This window comes from Pantoea sp. Taur (assembly GCF_009830025.1).
Classification (GTDB): Bacteria; Pseudomonadota; Gammaproteobacteria; order Enterobacterales; family Enterobacteriaceae; genus Pantoea; species Pantoea communis.
This window is the reverse complement of the sequence record NZ_SZZZ01000002.1, coordinates 453768-467971: the sequence shown is the minus strand read 5'-3', so window position 1 is coordinate 467971 and position 14204 is coordinate 453768. Positions and strand designations below refer to the sequence as shown.

Here is a 14204-nt window from a genome sequence, read left to right as displayed (position 1 = left end):
GCGCATTTTTTCTTCGCCTGCGGCGACAGCTGTAATTCCACCAACTCCTGACCGGCCCCTAAGCTACGGACAACACGGTACTGTGCCCCTTTGCGCAGCGGCAACATCCAGTGTCTTTCCGTTCCCGCCGACTGCCAGGCGTGCAGCAGACCCAGCGCATAAAAACCTTTATCAAAGAGGGTCAGAGAGTGGTCGGGGGTCTGTGGGATAAGCTGAGCGGCAAGTTCGGCTTCGCCGGCAGCTGAGACGCTGTCGAACGCTGCTGCTGACAGCAGGTGACTGGTGACTTCCATCTGACAGACCATGCGCACCTGCGGCCACTCAGAGCTCTTATTAATATTGGCCGTTCGCCCGAAGGCGGCATCATTCTCTGGTGTGTCAGGGGTGCGCCATACGGTGCCATCCACCGCCATCAGCGTCAGTCCGTTCCAGTGCGACAGCGGTGTCTTTTCAAACCAGAGGCGCTGCGTTTTCTCAAACATTAACCGGATAACATCTTCTCCAAATCGCTGCCGGGCCTGCACAACCGCGCTGGGCGCAACAAAAGGCCTTTTCCCCGGCAGAAGGATATCCAGGTGTGAGACGAGCTGGGTCATCGAATGGGAGCGAAAAAGTGCCATGCCGGTCACAGCCCAGACCATCATTTCCATCGATAACCGGCGCTTTCGTAACGTCACTGTGCCGGTATCAGCAAGACACTCATCAATGAGCTCAGGAGAAAGGAGATCAGAAAGCGTCGAGAATTCCTGAGGCGTAAAGTGATGAACGATATCGAGAGCCTGACTGAGAAGCATAAAAAAATCCGTAATCCCTGAGAGATTACGGATTTTTGCAGAACTGCCGGATCGTTCAATCGATCATTTTTGTCTTAACTGATCGGCATTAGGTCATTGACCGCTTTTTTTATCGCTGTTAATCGGCAAGATTGGCTTTGCCAGGTGGCAGCGGGCGGGATTTTCCGCTGTTATCCACGGCAACGTAAACAAATACCGCTTCAGTGGCGCAATACGTTTGACCGATTGGCTCAGACGAAACCTTCTTAATCCACACTTCTACATTGATGGTCATCGAACTGTTGCCGGTACGTATGCAACGCGCATAGCAGCTCACGACATCGCCCACGGCTACCGGTTTCAGGAACGACATGCCATCAACACGCACGGTGACCACACGACCTTCGGCGATCTCCTTGGCCATGATGGCACCGCCCATATCCATCTGTGACATCAACCAGCCGCCAAAAATATCACCATTGGCGTTGGTATCCGCTGGCATCGCCAGGGTGCGCGACACCATTTCGCCTTGCGGCAATTTATGTTTTTCGTCCATTGCTCAGTTCTTCTGCAGGTGAAGAGAAGCCCGACAGTGCCGGGCGGAGTAGCTTATTTTTGTTCTTGTTGCGGCATCTGTCGCCAGATGTACACGCCGCTAAACAGAGTAAACAGTAGGGTCAGGCCGGTCAGACCAAACACTTTAAAGTTAACCCAAAACTCTTGTGATAACCAAAACGCAACATAGATATTTACCAGGCCGCAGACGAAGAAGAAGATGGCCCATGCAATATTCAATCGACGCCACACAACGCCTGGCAGCTGCAGTTCTTTGCCGAGCATGCGTTGAATCAGCGGCTGTTCCATAAAGAACTGGCTGTAGAGCAGAGCCAACGCGAACAGGGAATAGATCACGGTGACTTTCCATTTGATGAACTCATCGTTATGGAACACCAGCGTCAACGTGCCGAATACCGTCACCAGTGCGAAGGTGAAGAGGGTCATCTTTTCCAGTTTGCGATACAACACCCAGCTGACCACCAGCGCCAGGCCCGTGGCGACAATCAGGGCACCAGAAGCGACAAAGATGTCGTACAGCTTGTAGAAGATGAAGAAAACTACCAGGGGAAGAAAATCGAGTAACTGCTTCATAGCGTTTCCAGTTAGGGCAGGAGCGTTCAATAAAGGCGCTCCGCAGAGCGCCATCGCTGTTAACGTAACAGCATATACAGTCGGTACAAATAGATAATCAGAATCGCGGAGACCAGATTACCCAGCGCGTTCATCACCACCGACGCGATGTTCACCGGCAGTACCGTGAGTGATGAGATGAGGAACATCAGCACAATCTTCGCCAGCAACCACAACACAATGGCAGGAGCGATGACTTTCATGTTCTTCCATGCCAGTTTCATACTGGCGCGCATGGCGCCAATCACACCCATTTTCTCGCTGACCAGCATCACCGGTGCCAGTGACAGCAGAATCGCCAGAATCACGCCAGGCACCATCAATACCATAAAGCCAATTTGCACCAGCAAGGTAATCAGGAAGGTCTGCAGCAGCAGTTTCGGCAGCAGTGGCGCTGAGGCACCGATTGCTCGCAGGGCACTCACGCGTTGGCCATTGGAGACCAGCGGGATCAGGCACAGCATACCGCCCAGCAACAGCGTGTTGCCGATCAGCGCGGCAAAGGTGCCGGCTGCGGAAGCGCGCAGCAGGATGCGCTGCTGATCCGGTGACATATTCTGTACCAATTCAAACAGTGATGTCGCGCTGTCGTCAGCCTGGCTAAGCAGGGATAACTGGTCTTCGCCTGGGGTTAATGCATGACCGACAATCACCGTAATGAACGACGTCAACAACGCCATCAGCACAATAGTAACCAGCTGATGACGCAGAAAATTTCCTGTGTCACGGTATAACGAGCTTGCCGTGATAGACATGTACTCTCCTTGATGGAACCGGGTTAATTAACCCGGCGATTGTACATGTTCTGTGGGCTGGCGGGCACCCGCAAGACCATAACTTTGTGTCATCTCCGGTAAAGAATGGGGAATTAAAGTTCGTACCCGGTTCATAAAAGCAGCAAAGCCTCTTCATCTGCCCTCAAAACCTCCTCAGCGTTTTTTCTTCCAGGCGCGCAATGCCGAAAATTGATCTGAATCAATTCATTGTTTTTTAAGTGATTAATTTGAATTGATGCAGATGATCTTTTACCGAAAAAGGGTTAGATCTTGTGCCGCAATCCCGATTAAGACCCTACTTTTCTGCAAAGGAGTGATTATGAAACTGGCAAAATGCGCATTGCTACTGGCTCTGGCTATCCCGCAACTGGCACTGGCTCATCAGGCGGGGGATTTTTTCATGCGTGCCGGTAGCGCGACTGTTCGTCCAACCGAAGGCTCTGACAATGTGCTGGGTATGGGCGGCTTTAACGTGAGTAACGACACCCAACTAGGCTTGACCTTCACCTACATGGCGACAGACAACATCGGTGTGGAGCTGCTGGCGGCGACACCGTTCCGTCACAAGGTTGGCCTTGGTGCCACCGGAAATCTGGCTACCGTGCGCCAGCTGCCGCCGACGCTGATGGCACAGTATTATTTCTTCGATAGCCGCAGCCCGGTGCGCCCATATGTTGGCGTAGGTATCAACTACACCACGTTCTACGATGCCAAATTTAATCAAACCGGCCAGGACGCGGGCTTAAGTGATTTAAGCGTCAAAGATTCCTGGGGTGTGGCGGGTCAGGTGGGGATGGATTATCAAATCAACCGCGACTGGATGCTGAACGCATCGCTGTGGTACATGGACATCGATACTGAAGTGAAATTTAAAGCCAACGGTGAACAACAGAATATCAACACGCGCATCGATCCGTGGGTGTTCTTCTTTGGTGTGGGTTACCGTTTCTGAGGCACCCGCTGAAACACAACGGGCGACCCAAAGGCCGCCCGCTGCAGTATCGATACGCTATTACTTAATCTGCATATTGTTAACTACAGATTTGACCCCTGCCACGCTGCGGGTCACCGTCACTGCACGGTTCGCCATCTGCGGTGAGCTGACAAAGCCGCTTAATTGCACTTTTCCTTTAAAGGTTTCGACGTTGATTTCGGTGGATTTCAGCGAGTCGTCATTCAACAACTGTGCCTTAACCTTGGTGGTGATCACCGTATCATCGATATAGCCGCCGGTTCCTTCCTTTGTTGCTGTTGGTGCACAGGCGCTAAGTGTGATCGCCATGACCGCAGCCATTAATAATCCTGCAACGACTTTGAAAAAATTCATTGGTTATCTCCCTGTCTTAGATGGTGTTTCACCGCGACGAGACGGTGCGATTAATTGTGGTATGCGCTTTGCAAATCGGCAAATCGCCTGGGGTGAAAAAGATGGAAATACGCGATTTTTACCACTTATTGATCCAATGACGGCAGCAAGGCAAACGGTAAGCTAAAAAAGCAGGGCAAAACGAATAATAAAACAACAAGACGATAAGCCGACAAGTGCAAATTCAAGCATCAGGCAGGGAAAACAATAATGAAAAAGCGTGCCATTCTGGCGATAGCGACGATTAGCTATCTGTCCTACCTCCAGCTATTTGCTTCACAAATTTTGCCAGTGCCCAGCGCGCAGGCAGAACCGTTAATCAATCCACACCTGGGTACCCTGTGCAAAGCGGCTACCGCGCTGAGCTTTGGTCGCAGCTTCAAAATCATGCAGCTGGATAAGGTGGATGAGCAGGGCGTGGCGTGGGTGCACTATATCCGGCCCTCCGATCAATCACGCTGGGCCGTGCGCTGCCGGGTCCAGGGCGAGAACGTTATCTTGATGTCAGATAATCCAGATAGCAGTGGTCGCTGGCGCGATGGACCCGAAGACGAGAAGCTGACATGGCAAATCAGAAACGACATGCTGACGATGAAGCTGAGATATCCGGATGGTTCGGGAGATGAGCAAACGTTCAGGCTGGAATAATCAAGAGAAGACCTTATTCGCAACCGCGAATAAGGTCTTAACGATTTAGCGCGTGCCAGCTTTCAGATCGCTGACAAACGCTTTCAGTTCCGCTAACAGCGTGTGGGGATCGTTCTGGTTACGTTCGATGATCTTCACAATAGCTGATCCCGAAATCGCACCCGCCGCGCCTGCCGCGATGGCTTCTCTCACCTGGCTTACTTCTGAGATACCAAATCCCTGCAACGGTGGTGCAGCGTGATATTCGCTCAGCTTCTCAATCAAATGATTCAGCGGCTGGCTGGCGCGATTTTCTGCACCCGTCACGCCCGCGCGCGACAGCAGATAGGTATAACCGCGACCGTGTGAGGCAATCTCCCGCAGCAAATTATCATCCGCATTCGGCGGGCAGATGAAGATGGGTGCAACGTTATGTCGCATCGCAGCCTGACGGAACGGTGCAGACTCTTCAACCGGTACATCCGCCACCAGAACGGAATCAACGCCGACGGCTTCACATTGCGCGTAGAAGTTGTCGATACCTTTGCTGAACACCAGATTAGCGTACATCAACAGCCCAATAGGCAGTTCAGGATACTTCTGGCGCACGGCGGCAAGGATCTCGAAACACTGCGCGACAGTGGTACCCGCCGCGAAGGCACGTAGGGTTGCCCCCTGAATCGTTGGGCCATCCGCCAGCGGATCGGAGAACGGAATGCCCAGCTCTAACGCATCGGCACCGCCTGCTACCAATGTATCGATGATCTTCAGTGATAGTTCAGGGGTCGGGTCGCCAAGGGTGACGAAAGGAACAAATGCGCCTTCTTTCTTCGCCGACAGACGTTGAAACAGCTGATTATAACGTTCCATCAGATCTCTCCCTTAGCTTTCAAAATATCGTGAACGGTGAAGATGTCTTTGTCGCCGCGACCGGACAGGTTAACCACCAGCAACTGCTCTTTCTCTGGGTTCTCGCGGATCATTTTCAAGGCGTGCGCCAGAGCATGAGAGGATTCAAGAGCCGGAATAATGCCTTCTGCACGACACAACTCTTTGAACGCTGACAGCGCTTCATCATCGGTAATCGACACATACTCGGCGCGACCAATGCTGTTGAGATGGGCGTGCTGTGGGCCAACAGAAGGGAAATCGAGGCCGGCTGAGATCGAATAGGATTCTTCGATCTGGCCTTCCTCAGTCTGCATCATTGGCGCTTTCATGCCGAAGTAGATACCGACGCGACCGTGCTTGAGTGGCGCGCCGTGTTCGCCGGTTTCGATGCCGTGACCCGCAGGTTCAACGCCGATCAGACCGACGCTGGTGTCATCAATAAAGTCAGCGAACATGCCGATGGCATTTGAACCGCCACCCACACAGGCCAGCACTGCATCCGGCAGACGACCTTCACGCTCCAGAATCTGCGCTTTGGTTTCTTCGCCAATCATGCGCTGGAACTCACGCACAATAGTCGGGAAGGGATGCGGACCCGCTGCGGTGCCGAGCATGTAGTGCGCGGTTTCGTAGCTGCCAGACCAGTCACGTAGCGCCTCGTTACAGGCATCTTTCAGCGTGGCCGAACCACTGTGCACCGGAATCACTTCCGCGCCCATCAAACGCATACGGAACACGTTAGGTGACTGACGTTCGACGTCTTTTGCGCCCATATAAATGCGACACTTCATGCCCAGCAGCGCGCACGCCAGCGCTGAAGCCACGCCATGCTGCCCGGCTCCGGTCTCAGCGATAATTTCATTTTTGCCCATGCGCTTGGCGAGCAGCGCCTGGCCCAACACCTGGTTGGTTTTATGTGCACCGCCGTGCAGCAAATCTTCACGCTTCAGATACAGGCGGGTTTTTGTGCCTTTTGTCAGATTGCTGCAAAGCGTCAACGCGGTAGGACGACCGGCATAGTTTTTCAGCAGATCGGTGAATTCAGCCTGAAATTCAGGATCGCGCTGCGCTTCGACAAAGGCGCTTTCCAACTGGCGCAGAGCGGGCATCAGAATCTGCGGTACATATTGACCGCCAAACTCGCCAAAGTAGGGATTCAATAACGTCGTCATCTCTCATCTTCCTTATGCGGCCCGCGCATCGGCGGGCGAGCGAAATTAATAGGCGCGCAGCGTGCGGAATACCGCCGCGACTTTACTGGCATCTTTAATACCGGGCGCAGATTCAACGCCGGAATTAAAGTCCAGCCCGGCGCAGCCCAGTTGTGCAGCCTCCACGCAGTTGTCGGCGCTTAATCCGCCGGCCAGCAGCACGTTGCTGAGATCTTCACCCTGCAGCAGTGACCAGTCGAATCGCTGTCCGCTGCCGCCTTGGCCATTATCAAACACGTAACGATCCACATGCGGCCAATCGCGGACTGGAAGGCTGCCGCTGATGCTCAGCGCCTTCCAAATCTTCACCTCTTCTGGCAGGGCGCTGCGCAGTTCTGCGACGAACGCCTGATCTTCATCACCATGCAGTTGCACAGCGGAAAGGTTAAGTGAACTGGAATGTGTGACAATGTCACTTACAGAGTTATTGCGGAATACGCCGACATACTTCAGTGGTGCAGCCGCTATCACATTTTGAGCTTGTTCGGCGCTGACTTTACGCGGTGAACCTTCGGCGAAAATCACACCGCCATAAATCGCGCCTGCTTCGTGCGCAATGCGCGCATCTTCAGGGCGGGTCAGGCCGCAGACTTTGTTGTCGCCAAGTAAGACGCGACGCACGCCGGCATTGAGATCGGCTTCTTCCATCAGTGCGGAGCCAATCAGGAAACCATTGGCGAAGTGGCTCAATTCACGCACCTGAGCATAGTTATGAATGCCCGATTCGCTGATGACCGTCACACCGTGGCTTAAACGTGGTGCCAGTTGACGGGTGCGATTCAGATCAATCGATAGGTCGCGCAAGTCGCGGTTATTGATACCGACCACTTTAGCTTCCAGCGCAATCGCACGCTCCAGTTCTTCTTCATTACTGACTTCAGTCAGTACGCCCATTTTCAGGCTATGCGCCACGGCGGCGAGCTGACGATATTGCTCATCATCCAGAACCGACAGCATCAGCAGGATAGCATCGGCCTGATAGTGGCGCGCCAGGTAGATTTGGTAGGGATCGATAATGAAGTCTTTGCACAGCACCGGTTGAGTAATCGCGGCACTGACGATCGGCAGAAACTCAAAATCACCCTGGAAATACTTCTCGTCAGTTAAGACGGAAACGGCCGAGGCGTGATGACGATAAACGCCGGCGATGGTCGCAGGATCAAAATCTTCGCGAATCAAACCCTTCGACGGGGAGGCTTTTTTGCATTCCAGGATGAACACGGTGCGCGTGCCACGTAGCGCATCGTAAAAGTGGCGTCCTGCAGGCTGCAAGCTGTTCTGGAAGGTCGCCAGCGGCTGCTGTGCCTTGCGTGCTTCAACCCAGACGGCTTTATCCTGAACAATTTTCTCTAAAACGGTGCCCTTGATACTCATCTCATCCTCTCGCTGCCAGAGCAACAACGCGCTCGTAAGCCTGACCACTGCGAATTGCGGTGATGGCGCGCTGAGCGTTGTCGCGCAAATCTTCATTTCCGAATACTTTCAGCAACATTGCGACGTTCACCGCAACGGCCTGCTCATGGGCCGGCTGGCCTTTACCCTGGAGCAAACGCGCCAGAATGTCACGGTTTTCTTCCGGCGTGCCGCCCGCTAATGCCTCTTCATTATGGAAGCCAAAACCGAAGTCTTCAGGCGTCAGCTGATAACTGGTGATTTCACCGTCACGCAGCTCAGCGACCTGGGTCGCACTGTGCAGCGCCACTTCATCCATCCCGCCGCCATGCACCACTGCCGCACGCTGATAGCCGAGCACCTTCAGGGTTTGGGCAATTGGCAGCACCAGTTCCGGACTGTACACGCCGATAACCGCCAGTGGGGGTCGCGCCGGATTGATTAAAGGGCCCAGCACGTTAAACAAGGTGCGGGTTTTTAGTTGTTGACGCACCGGCATCGCGTGACGGAATCCGCTGTGATATTGCGGCGCAAACAGGAAGCAGACGTTAAGATCGTCCAGTGCCTTACGCGCTTTTTCAGCGGGCATATCCAGATCGATACCAAAAGCCGCCAGCAGATCGGACGAGCCGGATTTGCTCGACACGCTACGATTGCCGTGCTTGGCCACTTTCAGCCCACAGGTTGCGGCGACAAAGGCGCTGGCGGTGGAGATGTTAATGCTGTTACTGCCGTCACCGCCGGTGCCAACGATATCGGCGAAAGTGTAATCCGGACGCGGGAACGGTTTCGCATCTTCCAGCAGTGCCGTAGCGGCACCCGCGATCTCTTCCGGGCGCTCGCCACGGACTTTCATCGCAATCAGCGCGGCGGCTAGTTGGGTCGGCTCGAGCTGACCTTTAATAATGGCGCTAAATAACTGATGGCTTTCCGCCTGGCTCAGGGTTTGTGCCTGGTAAAGTTTTTCCAGAATAGTTTGCATCATAATCTCCCTATTATTTCGCCAGCGCCCAGGCCAGCGTTTGCTCTAACAAACGTGCACCCTGGGTGGTGAGAATGGATTCGGGGTGGAACTGGAAGCCACACACTCGGTCAGCATCGTGACGAACAGCCATCACCATGCCGTTGTAGCTGGCGTTAACGGTCAATTCGGCTGGCGTGTTGCTGCCCACCAGCGAGTGATAACGGGCCACCGGCAGCGGATTGCTCAGGCCGCTAAACATCGCTTCACCGTCGTGATTAATCGAAGAGGCTTTGCCGTGCAGAATTTCACCGGCCTGGCCTACATGACCACCATAAGCCTCAACAATCGCCTGATGGCCGAGGCAGATACCGATAATCGGCAAACGACCACGCAGTGCTTGCAGTAACGCAGGCATGCAGCCGGCATCTTTCGGTGCGCCTGGCCCTGGCGAGAGCATCAGCACCGGATTTTCCATCTGCTGCAGTCGTTCAATCAGCACTTCAGCCGGCACGTTATTGCGGTAAATCACCACGTTGTGACCAAAGGTGCGCAGCTGATCAACGAGGTTGTAGGTAAAGGAGTCGATGTTATCGAGCAACAGGATATCGGCCATCAGAAAATCTCCTTGCAATGATGGGCTGTGGCGATGGCACGTAATACCGCGCGCGCTTTATTGCGGCTTTCATCCGCTTCAGCCTGAGGCTGGGAATCCAGTACCACACCGGCACCGGCTTGGACGGTGGCAACACCATCTTCCACCCAAGCGGAGCGAATCACGATGCAGGTATCCAAATCGCCGTGTGCGGTGAAATAACCTACCGCACCGCCATAGCTGCCGCGACGCGTACCTTCTTTTTCAGCGATTAACTGCATAGCACGCACTTTTGGTGCGCCGCTTAAGGTGCCCATGTTCATGCAGGCGCGATAGGCGTGCAGGACATCAAGATCGTTACGCAGCGTGCCAACCACGCGAGAGACCAGATGCATCACGAAAGAGTAACGGTCGACTTTGGTCAGGTCTGCCACATAGCGGCTACCAGGCACGCAGATGCGAGCCAGATCGTTACGCGCCAGATCCACCAGCATCAGGTGTTCCGCCAGCTCTTTGTGGTCGGTGCGCATTTCCAGTTCGATACGGCTGTCGAGATCGCGGTCCAGTGAACCATCGGCATGTCGGCCACGTGGACGCGTACCGGCAATCGGGTAGATCTCAATCTGACGTGAAGTGGCGTCATACTTGAGTGAGCTTTCTGGTGAAGCGCCAAACAGCGCAAAGTCCTGATCCTGCATAAAGAACATATATGGGCTGGGATTGCTGTGCTTCAGCGTGTCATAAGCGGCCAGCGGAGAAGGGCACGGCAGCGAGAAGCGGCGTGATGGTACCACCTGGAAGATTTCGCCGATGCGAATCGCTTCCTGCATTTCACGCACCACATTGCAATACTCTTCATCGCTCTGGTTGGTGCTCAACGCCATTTGCTCAACGCGCTGAACCGGCAAAGCCGGGGCAGGCTGCGTCATTTGACCACGCAGCTGCTCAACACGGCTCTGCAAGCGCTGGAATTCGCTGGTGGAGGGGCTGAACAGACTGGCCTGCAGGCGAGCGCTACGGGTCTGGTGATCAATCACCAGCAGGGTTTCTGCCAGGTAGAAGCAGTAATCCGGGCAGCTTTGCTCATTACGCAGCTCGGGTAAATCTTCAAATCCGGCCACCAGGTCATAAGCAAACAATCCGCCGAGGAACATCGCTTCACGCTCTTCCTCTGGGCTGTTCACCAGTTGCGGAATCAGGCGCAGCGCATCGAAAACAGACAATGCTTTCAGACGTGAATCTTCATCGTGCAACCCCTGAGGCAGCGGGAAATGCAGCACGCGGCCATCCGGACGCGCTTCAATGCTGACATCCTGCGGCAGTGCTTCATCCAGCAGTGGCAGAATGGTGCGACCGTTTTCTGACAGCGCCTGTAATGTCACCACGTTGCCCAGTGCGCTGATGCGCAGGGCGCTATCCACAATCAGTAAGCTTTTCAGATTCTTTTTGCTGTCGATGTCGGCAGATTCAAGCAGCAGCGTTGCTGGACGTGCGCCGCAAATTTGATGGAACACTGCGGCCGGATCTTCGCGGTAGGGCGCGGTACCGGTAATCAACTTCAATGTAGGTTTCGCATTAGCCATTATTGTCATCTCTGAATTTCGCTCAAAAAAAAGCCCGCTCGGTGGCGGGCTTAGGTATCTGCACAATGGTTACGCATGTTGTGCACGACGACGTCGCCCGTTAAAGGGATTATCGCGCCACCAACCTTTTGCATGCGTACCAAAATTAGCCATGATGAGATACCCGTTACGTGTGAACTTGTGTACTAGTTAACTGGTTCAGGTGAAAAAAGTCAATACCCTTTTTCAGTCAGGGTCAAAATCGTTATCATGCCAGCCGAGTTAAGTTGCTGCTGGAGTTACCTTGTCGGATATTGCCCGTTTTCCCCTTTACGATTTACACAGCCATACCCAGGCGTCTGACGGTTTGCTGACCCCTACCGAGTTGGTGCAACGTGCCGTCGAGATGAAGGTTGGGGTACTGGCGATTACCGATCACGACACCGTTGCTGGCGTGGCAGAAGCGCAATCCGCTGTGCAGCAACAGAATCTACCGATTCGTATTCTGGCCGGATTAGAGGCCTCTACATTGTGGGAAAACCACGAAATTCATATCGTAGGTTTAAATGTGGATTGCCAGCATCCGGCACTGACCTCGTTTCTTGAGCAACAGCATCAATGCCGCGTTGAACGGGCTCAGCTGATTGCAGAGCGTCTCGAACGTGCCCGCATTCCTGATGCGTTGGCTGGGGCGCAACGCCTGGCGCAGGGCGGTGTCATCACCCGCGGTCATTTCGCCCGTTATCTGGTCGAGATCGGCAAAGCCGATAACATGGCGCAAGTGTTCAAGAACTATCTTGCCCGTGGGAAAACCGGCTATGTGCCGCCGCAATGGTGTACAATTAAACAAGCTATTGATGCCATTCATCATTCTGGCGGCGTGGCGGTACTCGCACATCCAGGTCGCTATGGATTGTCTGCAAAGTGGCTTAAGCGACTGATTGCCCATTTCGCCGAGGTCGGTGGTGATGCAATGGAAGTGGCACAGTGTCAGCAGGCACCCAACGAGCGCACGCAGCTCGCGACCTATGCGCGCGACAATAAGCTGGCGGGATCGCAGGGATCAGATTTTCACCAACCCTGTCCATGGATAGAACTGGGGCGCAAATTATGGTTGCCAGGCGGCGTTGAACCCATTTGGGAGCGTTTTCCTGAGCTAGCGCCCGCCGTAACTCTTGCAGACAGGTGACATGAGGTTTTTATGAGTCAATTTTTTCACATTCATCCAGATAATCCGCAACCGCGTCTGGTCAATCAGGCAGTCGATTATCTCAATAAAGGTGGCGTGATTGTCTATCCCACCGATTCGGGTTACGCGCTAGGCTGCCGACTGGAAGAGAAGAACGCCATGGAGCGTATCTGCCGTATCCGGCAGTTAGATGGCAACCACAATTTTACGTTGATGTGTCGCGATCTGTCTGAGCTTTCGACGTATTCGCAGGTGGACAATACTGCATTTCGTATTCTAAAAAATAATACGCCGGGCAGTTATACCTTTATTCTCAAAGCGACCAAAGAGGTGCCGCGTCGTTTGATGAATGACAAGCGTAAAACCATTGGTTTGCGCGTACCTTCCAATCCGGTGGCGCTGGCGTTACTGGAGAGATTGAATGAGCCGATGATGTCTACTTCGCTGATGTTGCCCGGTAATGACTTCACGGAATCGGATCCGGAAGAGATTCAGCACAGCATCGGTAAGCTGGTGGATCTGATCATTGATGGCGGCACGTTAGGGCAGCAGCCGACGACGGTGATCGATCTCACCAGCGATGTACCGGTTGTGGTTCGTGAAGGGGGCGGCGACACGCGCCCGTTCCTCTAATCACGCGTGGTCAGGCGGCGTTAACGTCGTCTGGCCAATATTCTTTTCCAGCCAATGTTTAAAATCACCGTACGGAATATACAGCGAAACATCTTTCAGAATGACTTGTTTGCTGCGCACATTGGAAATTTCATGGCTGTAGCCCACAATCACTCCGCCAATTGTCTGGTCAGCATTATATACCGCGCCCCCCGACATTCCCTGTACAACGCCAGCATTTGATGCCATTGCCATGCACGGTTTTTTATTCCATTTATTGGTAATAGCGGTGCGCGCTAAATTAACGCCACTTGATTCCACGGGCATGGCTGAAATAAAGCTGTAGCCGTACATCTTAATGGGTTCACCGACTTTGCTGGTGCGGAATTTTGCCAGCGTTTCCGGGCTATTCTTATGATAGATAATGGCGACGTCGCAATAAGGATGATAAGCCTTCACACGCTGTACGGCAGTGGTGGCGACGTGCGCAGCTGTCAGGCTGTACTCTGGTGTTAAAGGGATGGTTGTACCGAGGATACCCAGACCCAATACCGTCGGGATGCCTGTCACGCTCATATCCACGTGTTCAAGCGCCGCTCGACTATACTCAGTATGGCCCACGGAACAGCCGCTCAGTGCCAGCGCCGCGAGGGCAGGCCAAAGCAGAGAGGTTTTCATGATAGTCATCTTCTTTTAAGCATGTCAGGAAAATCCCTGGTGAAGACTTTCGACATGCAAATTAAATTCATTCCGTGAATGAATAAACGCGTCAATTCCTGCGTGCGCCGGTTTATATTATCAACAATGCCACAGTGATTTTGTTAGTGGCTTGTTATAGAAACGAGTGTAAATAGTAAAGGTTACGCTTTTATAAATACGGCACACTCTGTTTCAGGCTTAAATTTTACACAATTTTTTTATCAGAACAATTCATCAAATTTAATCTGAATCAAATAATGCGAAAATACAGACTTAATCCAACCTGCAGTGCCAATTAACTGGTAATTTAAAATTACTGGACTAATGAGCCTTATTTATCCCGGTTAATTAGTTTTTTATCC

At 53.2% G+C, this 14204-nt stretch carries 15 protein-coding genes, 1 pseudogene and 1 other annotated feature; of the genes and pseudogenes, 5 read left to right on the top strand and 11 right to left on the bottom strand.

All coding sequences use genetic code 11. The features are described from left to right. The 4 genes from FD744_RS04535 to FD744_RS04520 all read right to left on the bottom strand — a co-directional run. The coding region (locus FD744_RS04535; protein WP_160867447.1) for an IS4 family transposase at positions 1-794 on the bottom strand (794 nt) is incomplete at its 3' end. A 118-nt stretch (positions 795-912) separates the two neighbouring features. Beyond that, positions 913-1329, bottom strand: a complete 417-nt coding sequence (yciA, locus tag FD744_RS04530) for an acyl-CoA thioester hydrolase YciA (RefSeq protein ID WP_034828848.1) — start codon at positions 1327-1329, stop codon at positions 913-915. A 53-nt stretch (positions 1330-1382) separates the two neighbouring features. Continuing rightward, positions 1383-1922 (bottom strand): septation protein A, encoded by a 540-nt coding sequence (locus FD744_RS04525; RefSeq protein ID WP_038646666.1) that lies wholly within the window; start codon positions 1920-1922, stop codon positions 1383-1385. A 59-nt stretch (positions 1923-1981) separates the two neighbouring features. Further along, positions 1982-2716, bottom strand: coding sequence for a YciC family protein (locus FD744_RS04520; protein WP_034828852.1), 735 nt, complete (start codon positions 2714-2716; stop codon positions 1982-1984). Positions 2717-3056: 340 nt separating this feature from the next. Here FD744_RS04520 and ompW point away from each other — a divergent pair, with 340 nt between their 5' ends. After that, complete coding sequence (gene ompW, locus FD744_RS04515; protein WP_034828854.1) at positions 3057-3689, top strand: outer membrane protein OmpW; 633 nt, start codon at positions 3057-3059, stop codon at positions 3687-3689. A gap of 60 nt (positions 3690-3749) precedes the next feature. On the opposite strand, the gene FD744_RS04510 is transcribed toward ompW, so the two are convergent. Beyond that, a complete protein-coding gene (locus FD744_RS04510) occupies positions 3750-4064 on the bottom strand; it encodes a BON domain-containing protein (RefSeq protein ID WP_034828856.1) in 315 nt (104 codons plus the stop codon). On the opposite strand from FD744_RS04510, the gene FD744_RS25310 reads away from it, so the two are divergent. Together FD744_RS25310 and FD744_RS04505 are read left to right on the top strand one after the other, a co-directional pair. Beyond that, complete coding sequence (locus tag FD744_RS25310; RefSeq protein WP_167347097.1) at positions 4018-4230, top strand: hypothetical protein; 213 nt, start codon at positions 4018-4020, stop codon at positions 4228-4230. The two genes, FD744_RS04510 and FD744_RS25310, sit on opposite strands and share 47 nt — an antisense overlap. 83 nt (positions 4231-4313) lie before the next feature. After that, on the top strand, positions 4314-4751 hold the full coding sequence (locus tag FD744_RS04505) for a hypothetical protein (RefSeq protein WP_160867446.1): 438 nt from the start codon (positions 4314-4316) through the stop codon (positions 4749-4751). 45 nt (positions 4752-4796) lie between these two features. On the opposite strand, the gene trpA is transcribed toward FD744_RS04505, so the two are convergent. From trpA to FD744_RS04475, 5 genes and pseudogenes are all read right to left on the bottom strand, one after another. Further along, positions 4797-5600: a tryptophan synthase subunit alpha gene (gene trpA, locus FD744_RS04500; protein ID WP_160867445.1), complete on the bottom strand. Its 804-nt coding sequence runs from the start codon at positions 5598-5600 to the stop codon at positions 4797-4799. Next, positions 5600-6793 carry a tryptophan synthase subunit beta gene (gene trpB, locus FD744_RS04495; protein ID WP_045814391.1) on the bottom strand — a complete coding sequence of 398 codons (1194 nt, stop codon included), beginning with the start codon at positions 6791-6793 and terminating at the stop codon, positions 5600-5602. The genes trpA and trpB overlap by 1 nt, the downstream gene beginning before the upstream one ends. A 45-nt stretch (positions 6794-6838) precedes the next feature. Further along, positions 6839-8206: a bifunctional indole-3-glycerol-phosphate synthase TrpC/phosphoribosylanthranilate isomerase TrpF gene (trpCF, locus tag FD744_RS04490; protein ID WP_160867444.1), complete on the bottom strand. Its 1368-nt coding sequence runs from the start codon at positions 8204-8206 to the stop codon at positions 6839-6841. A gap of 1 nt (position 8207) precedes the next feature. Further along, positions 8208-9801: pseudogene (gene trpD / locus FD744_RS25535) on the bottom strand (bifunctional anthranilate synthase glutamate amidotransferase component TrpG/anthranilate phosphoribosyltransferase TrpD). Further along, positions 9801-11363: an anthranilate synthase component 1 gene (locus FD744_RS04475; RefSeq protein ID WP_160867443.1), complete on the bottom strand. Its 1563-nt coding sequence runs from the start codon at positions 11361-11363 to the stop codon at positions 9801-9803. The pseudogene trpD and the gene FD744_RS04475 overlap by 1 nt, the downstream one beginning before the upstream one ends. A gap of 24 nt (positions 11364-11387) precedes the next feature. Further along, positions 11388-11492, bottom strand: a sequence feature (Trp leader region). 154 nt (positions 11493-11646) lie between these two features. Between FD744_RS04475 and FD744_RS04470 the strand changes: the two genes are divergently transcribed. Next, entirely contained in the window at positions 11647-12531 is an 885-nt protein-coding gene (locus tag FD744_RS04470; protein ID WP_160867442.1) for a PHP domain-containing protein, read from the top strand. Positions 12532-12543: 12 nt separating this feature from the next. Beyond that, positions 12544-13164, top strand: a complete 621-nt coding sequence (locus tag FD744_RS04465; RefSeq protein WP_160867441.1) for an L-threonylcarbamoyladenylate synthase — start codon at positions 12544-12546, stop codon at positions 13162-13164. Here the strand turns inward: FD744_RS04465 and FD744_RS04460 are convergent, their stop codons facing one another. Next, positions 13165-13821, bottom strand: a complete 657-nt coding sequence (locus FD744_RS04460) for a serine protease (protein ID WP_034821503.1) — start codon at positions 13819-13821, stop codon at positions 13165-13167. Positions 13822-14204 lie beyond the last annotated feature (383 nt).

What these genes read in the sequence shown, in the direction of transcription:
- FD744_RS04520 (WP_034828852.1), bottom strand. Translation starts at nt 2,716, where the DNA reads ATGTCTATCACGGCAAGCTCGTTATACCGTGACACAGGAAATTTTCTG.
- ompW (WP_034828854.1), top strand. Translation starts at nt 3,057, where the DNA reads ATGAAACTGGCAAAATGCGCATTGCTACTGGCTCTGGCTATCCCGCAA.
- FD744_RS04475 (WP_160867443.1), bottom strand. Translation starts at nt 11,363, where the DNA reads ATGGCTAATGCGAAACCTACATTGAAGTTGATTACCGGTACCGCGCCC.
- FD744_RS04525 (WP_038646666.1), bottom strand. Translation starts at nt 1,922, where the DNA reads ATGAAGCAGTTACTCGATTTTCTTCCCCTGGTAGTTTTCTTCATCTTC.
- FD744_RS04505 (WP_160867446.1), top strand. Translation starts at nt 4,314, where the DNA reads ATGAAAAAGCGTGCCATTCTGGCGATAGCGACGATTAGCTATCTGTCC.
- trpB (WP_045814391.1), bottom strand. Translation starts at nt 6,793, where the DNA reads ATGACGACGTTATTGAATCCCTACTTTGGCGAGTTTGGCGGTCAATAT.
- yciA (WP_034828848.1), bottom strand. Translation starts at nt 1,329, where the DNA reads ATGGACGAAAAACATAAATTGCCGCAAGGCGAAATGGTGTCGCGCACC.
- FD744_RS04465 (WP_160867441.1), top strand. Translation starts at nt 12,544, where the DNA reads ATGAGTCAATTTTTTCACATTCATCCAGATAATCCGCAACCGCGTCTG.
- FD744_RS25310 (WP_167347097.1), top strand. Translation starts at nt 4,018, where the DNA reads ATGACCGCAGCCATTAATAATCCTGCAACGACTTTGAAAAAATTCATT.
- trpA (WP_160867445.1), bottom strand. Translation starts at nt 5,600, where the DNA reads ATGGAACGTTATAATCAGCTGTTTCAACGTCTGTCGGCGAAGAAAGAA.
- trpCF (WP_160867444.1), bottom strand. Translation starts at nt 8,206, where the DNA reads ATGAGTATCAAGGGCACCGTTTTAGAGAAAATTGTTCAGGATAAAGCC.
- FD744_RS04510 (WP_034828856.1), bottom strand. Translation starts at nt 4,064, where the DNA reads ATGAATTTTTTCAAAGTCGTTGCAGGATTATTAATGGCTGCGGTCATG.
- FD744_RS04460 (WP_034821503.1), bottom strand. Translation starts at nt 13,821, where the DNA reads ATGAAAACCTCTCTGCTTTGGCCTGCCCTCGCGGCGCTGGCACTGAGC.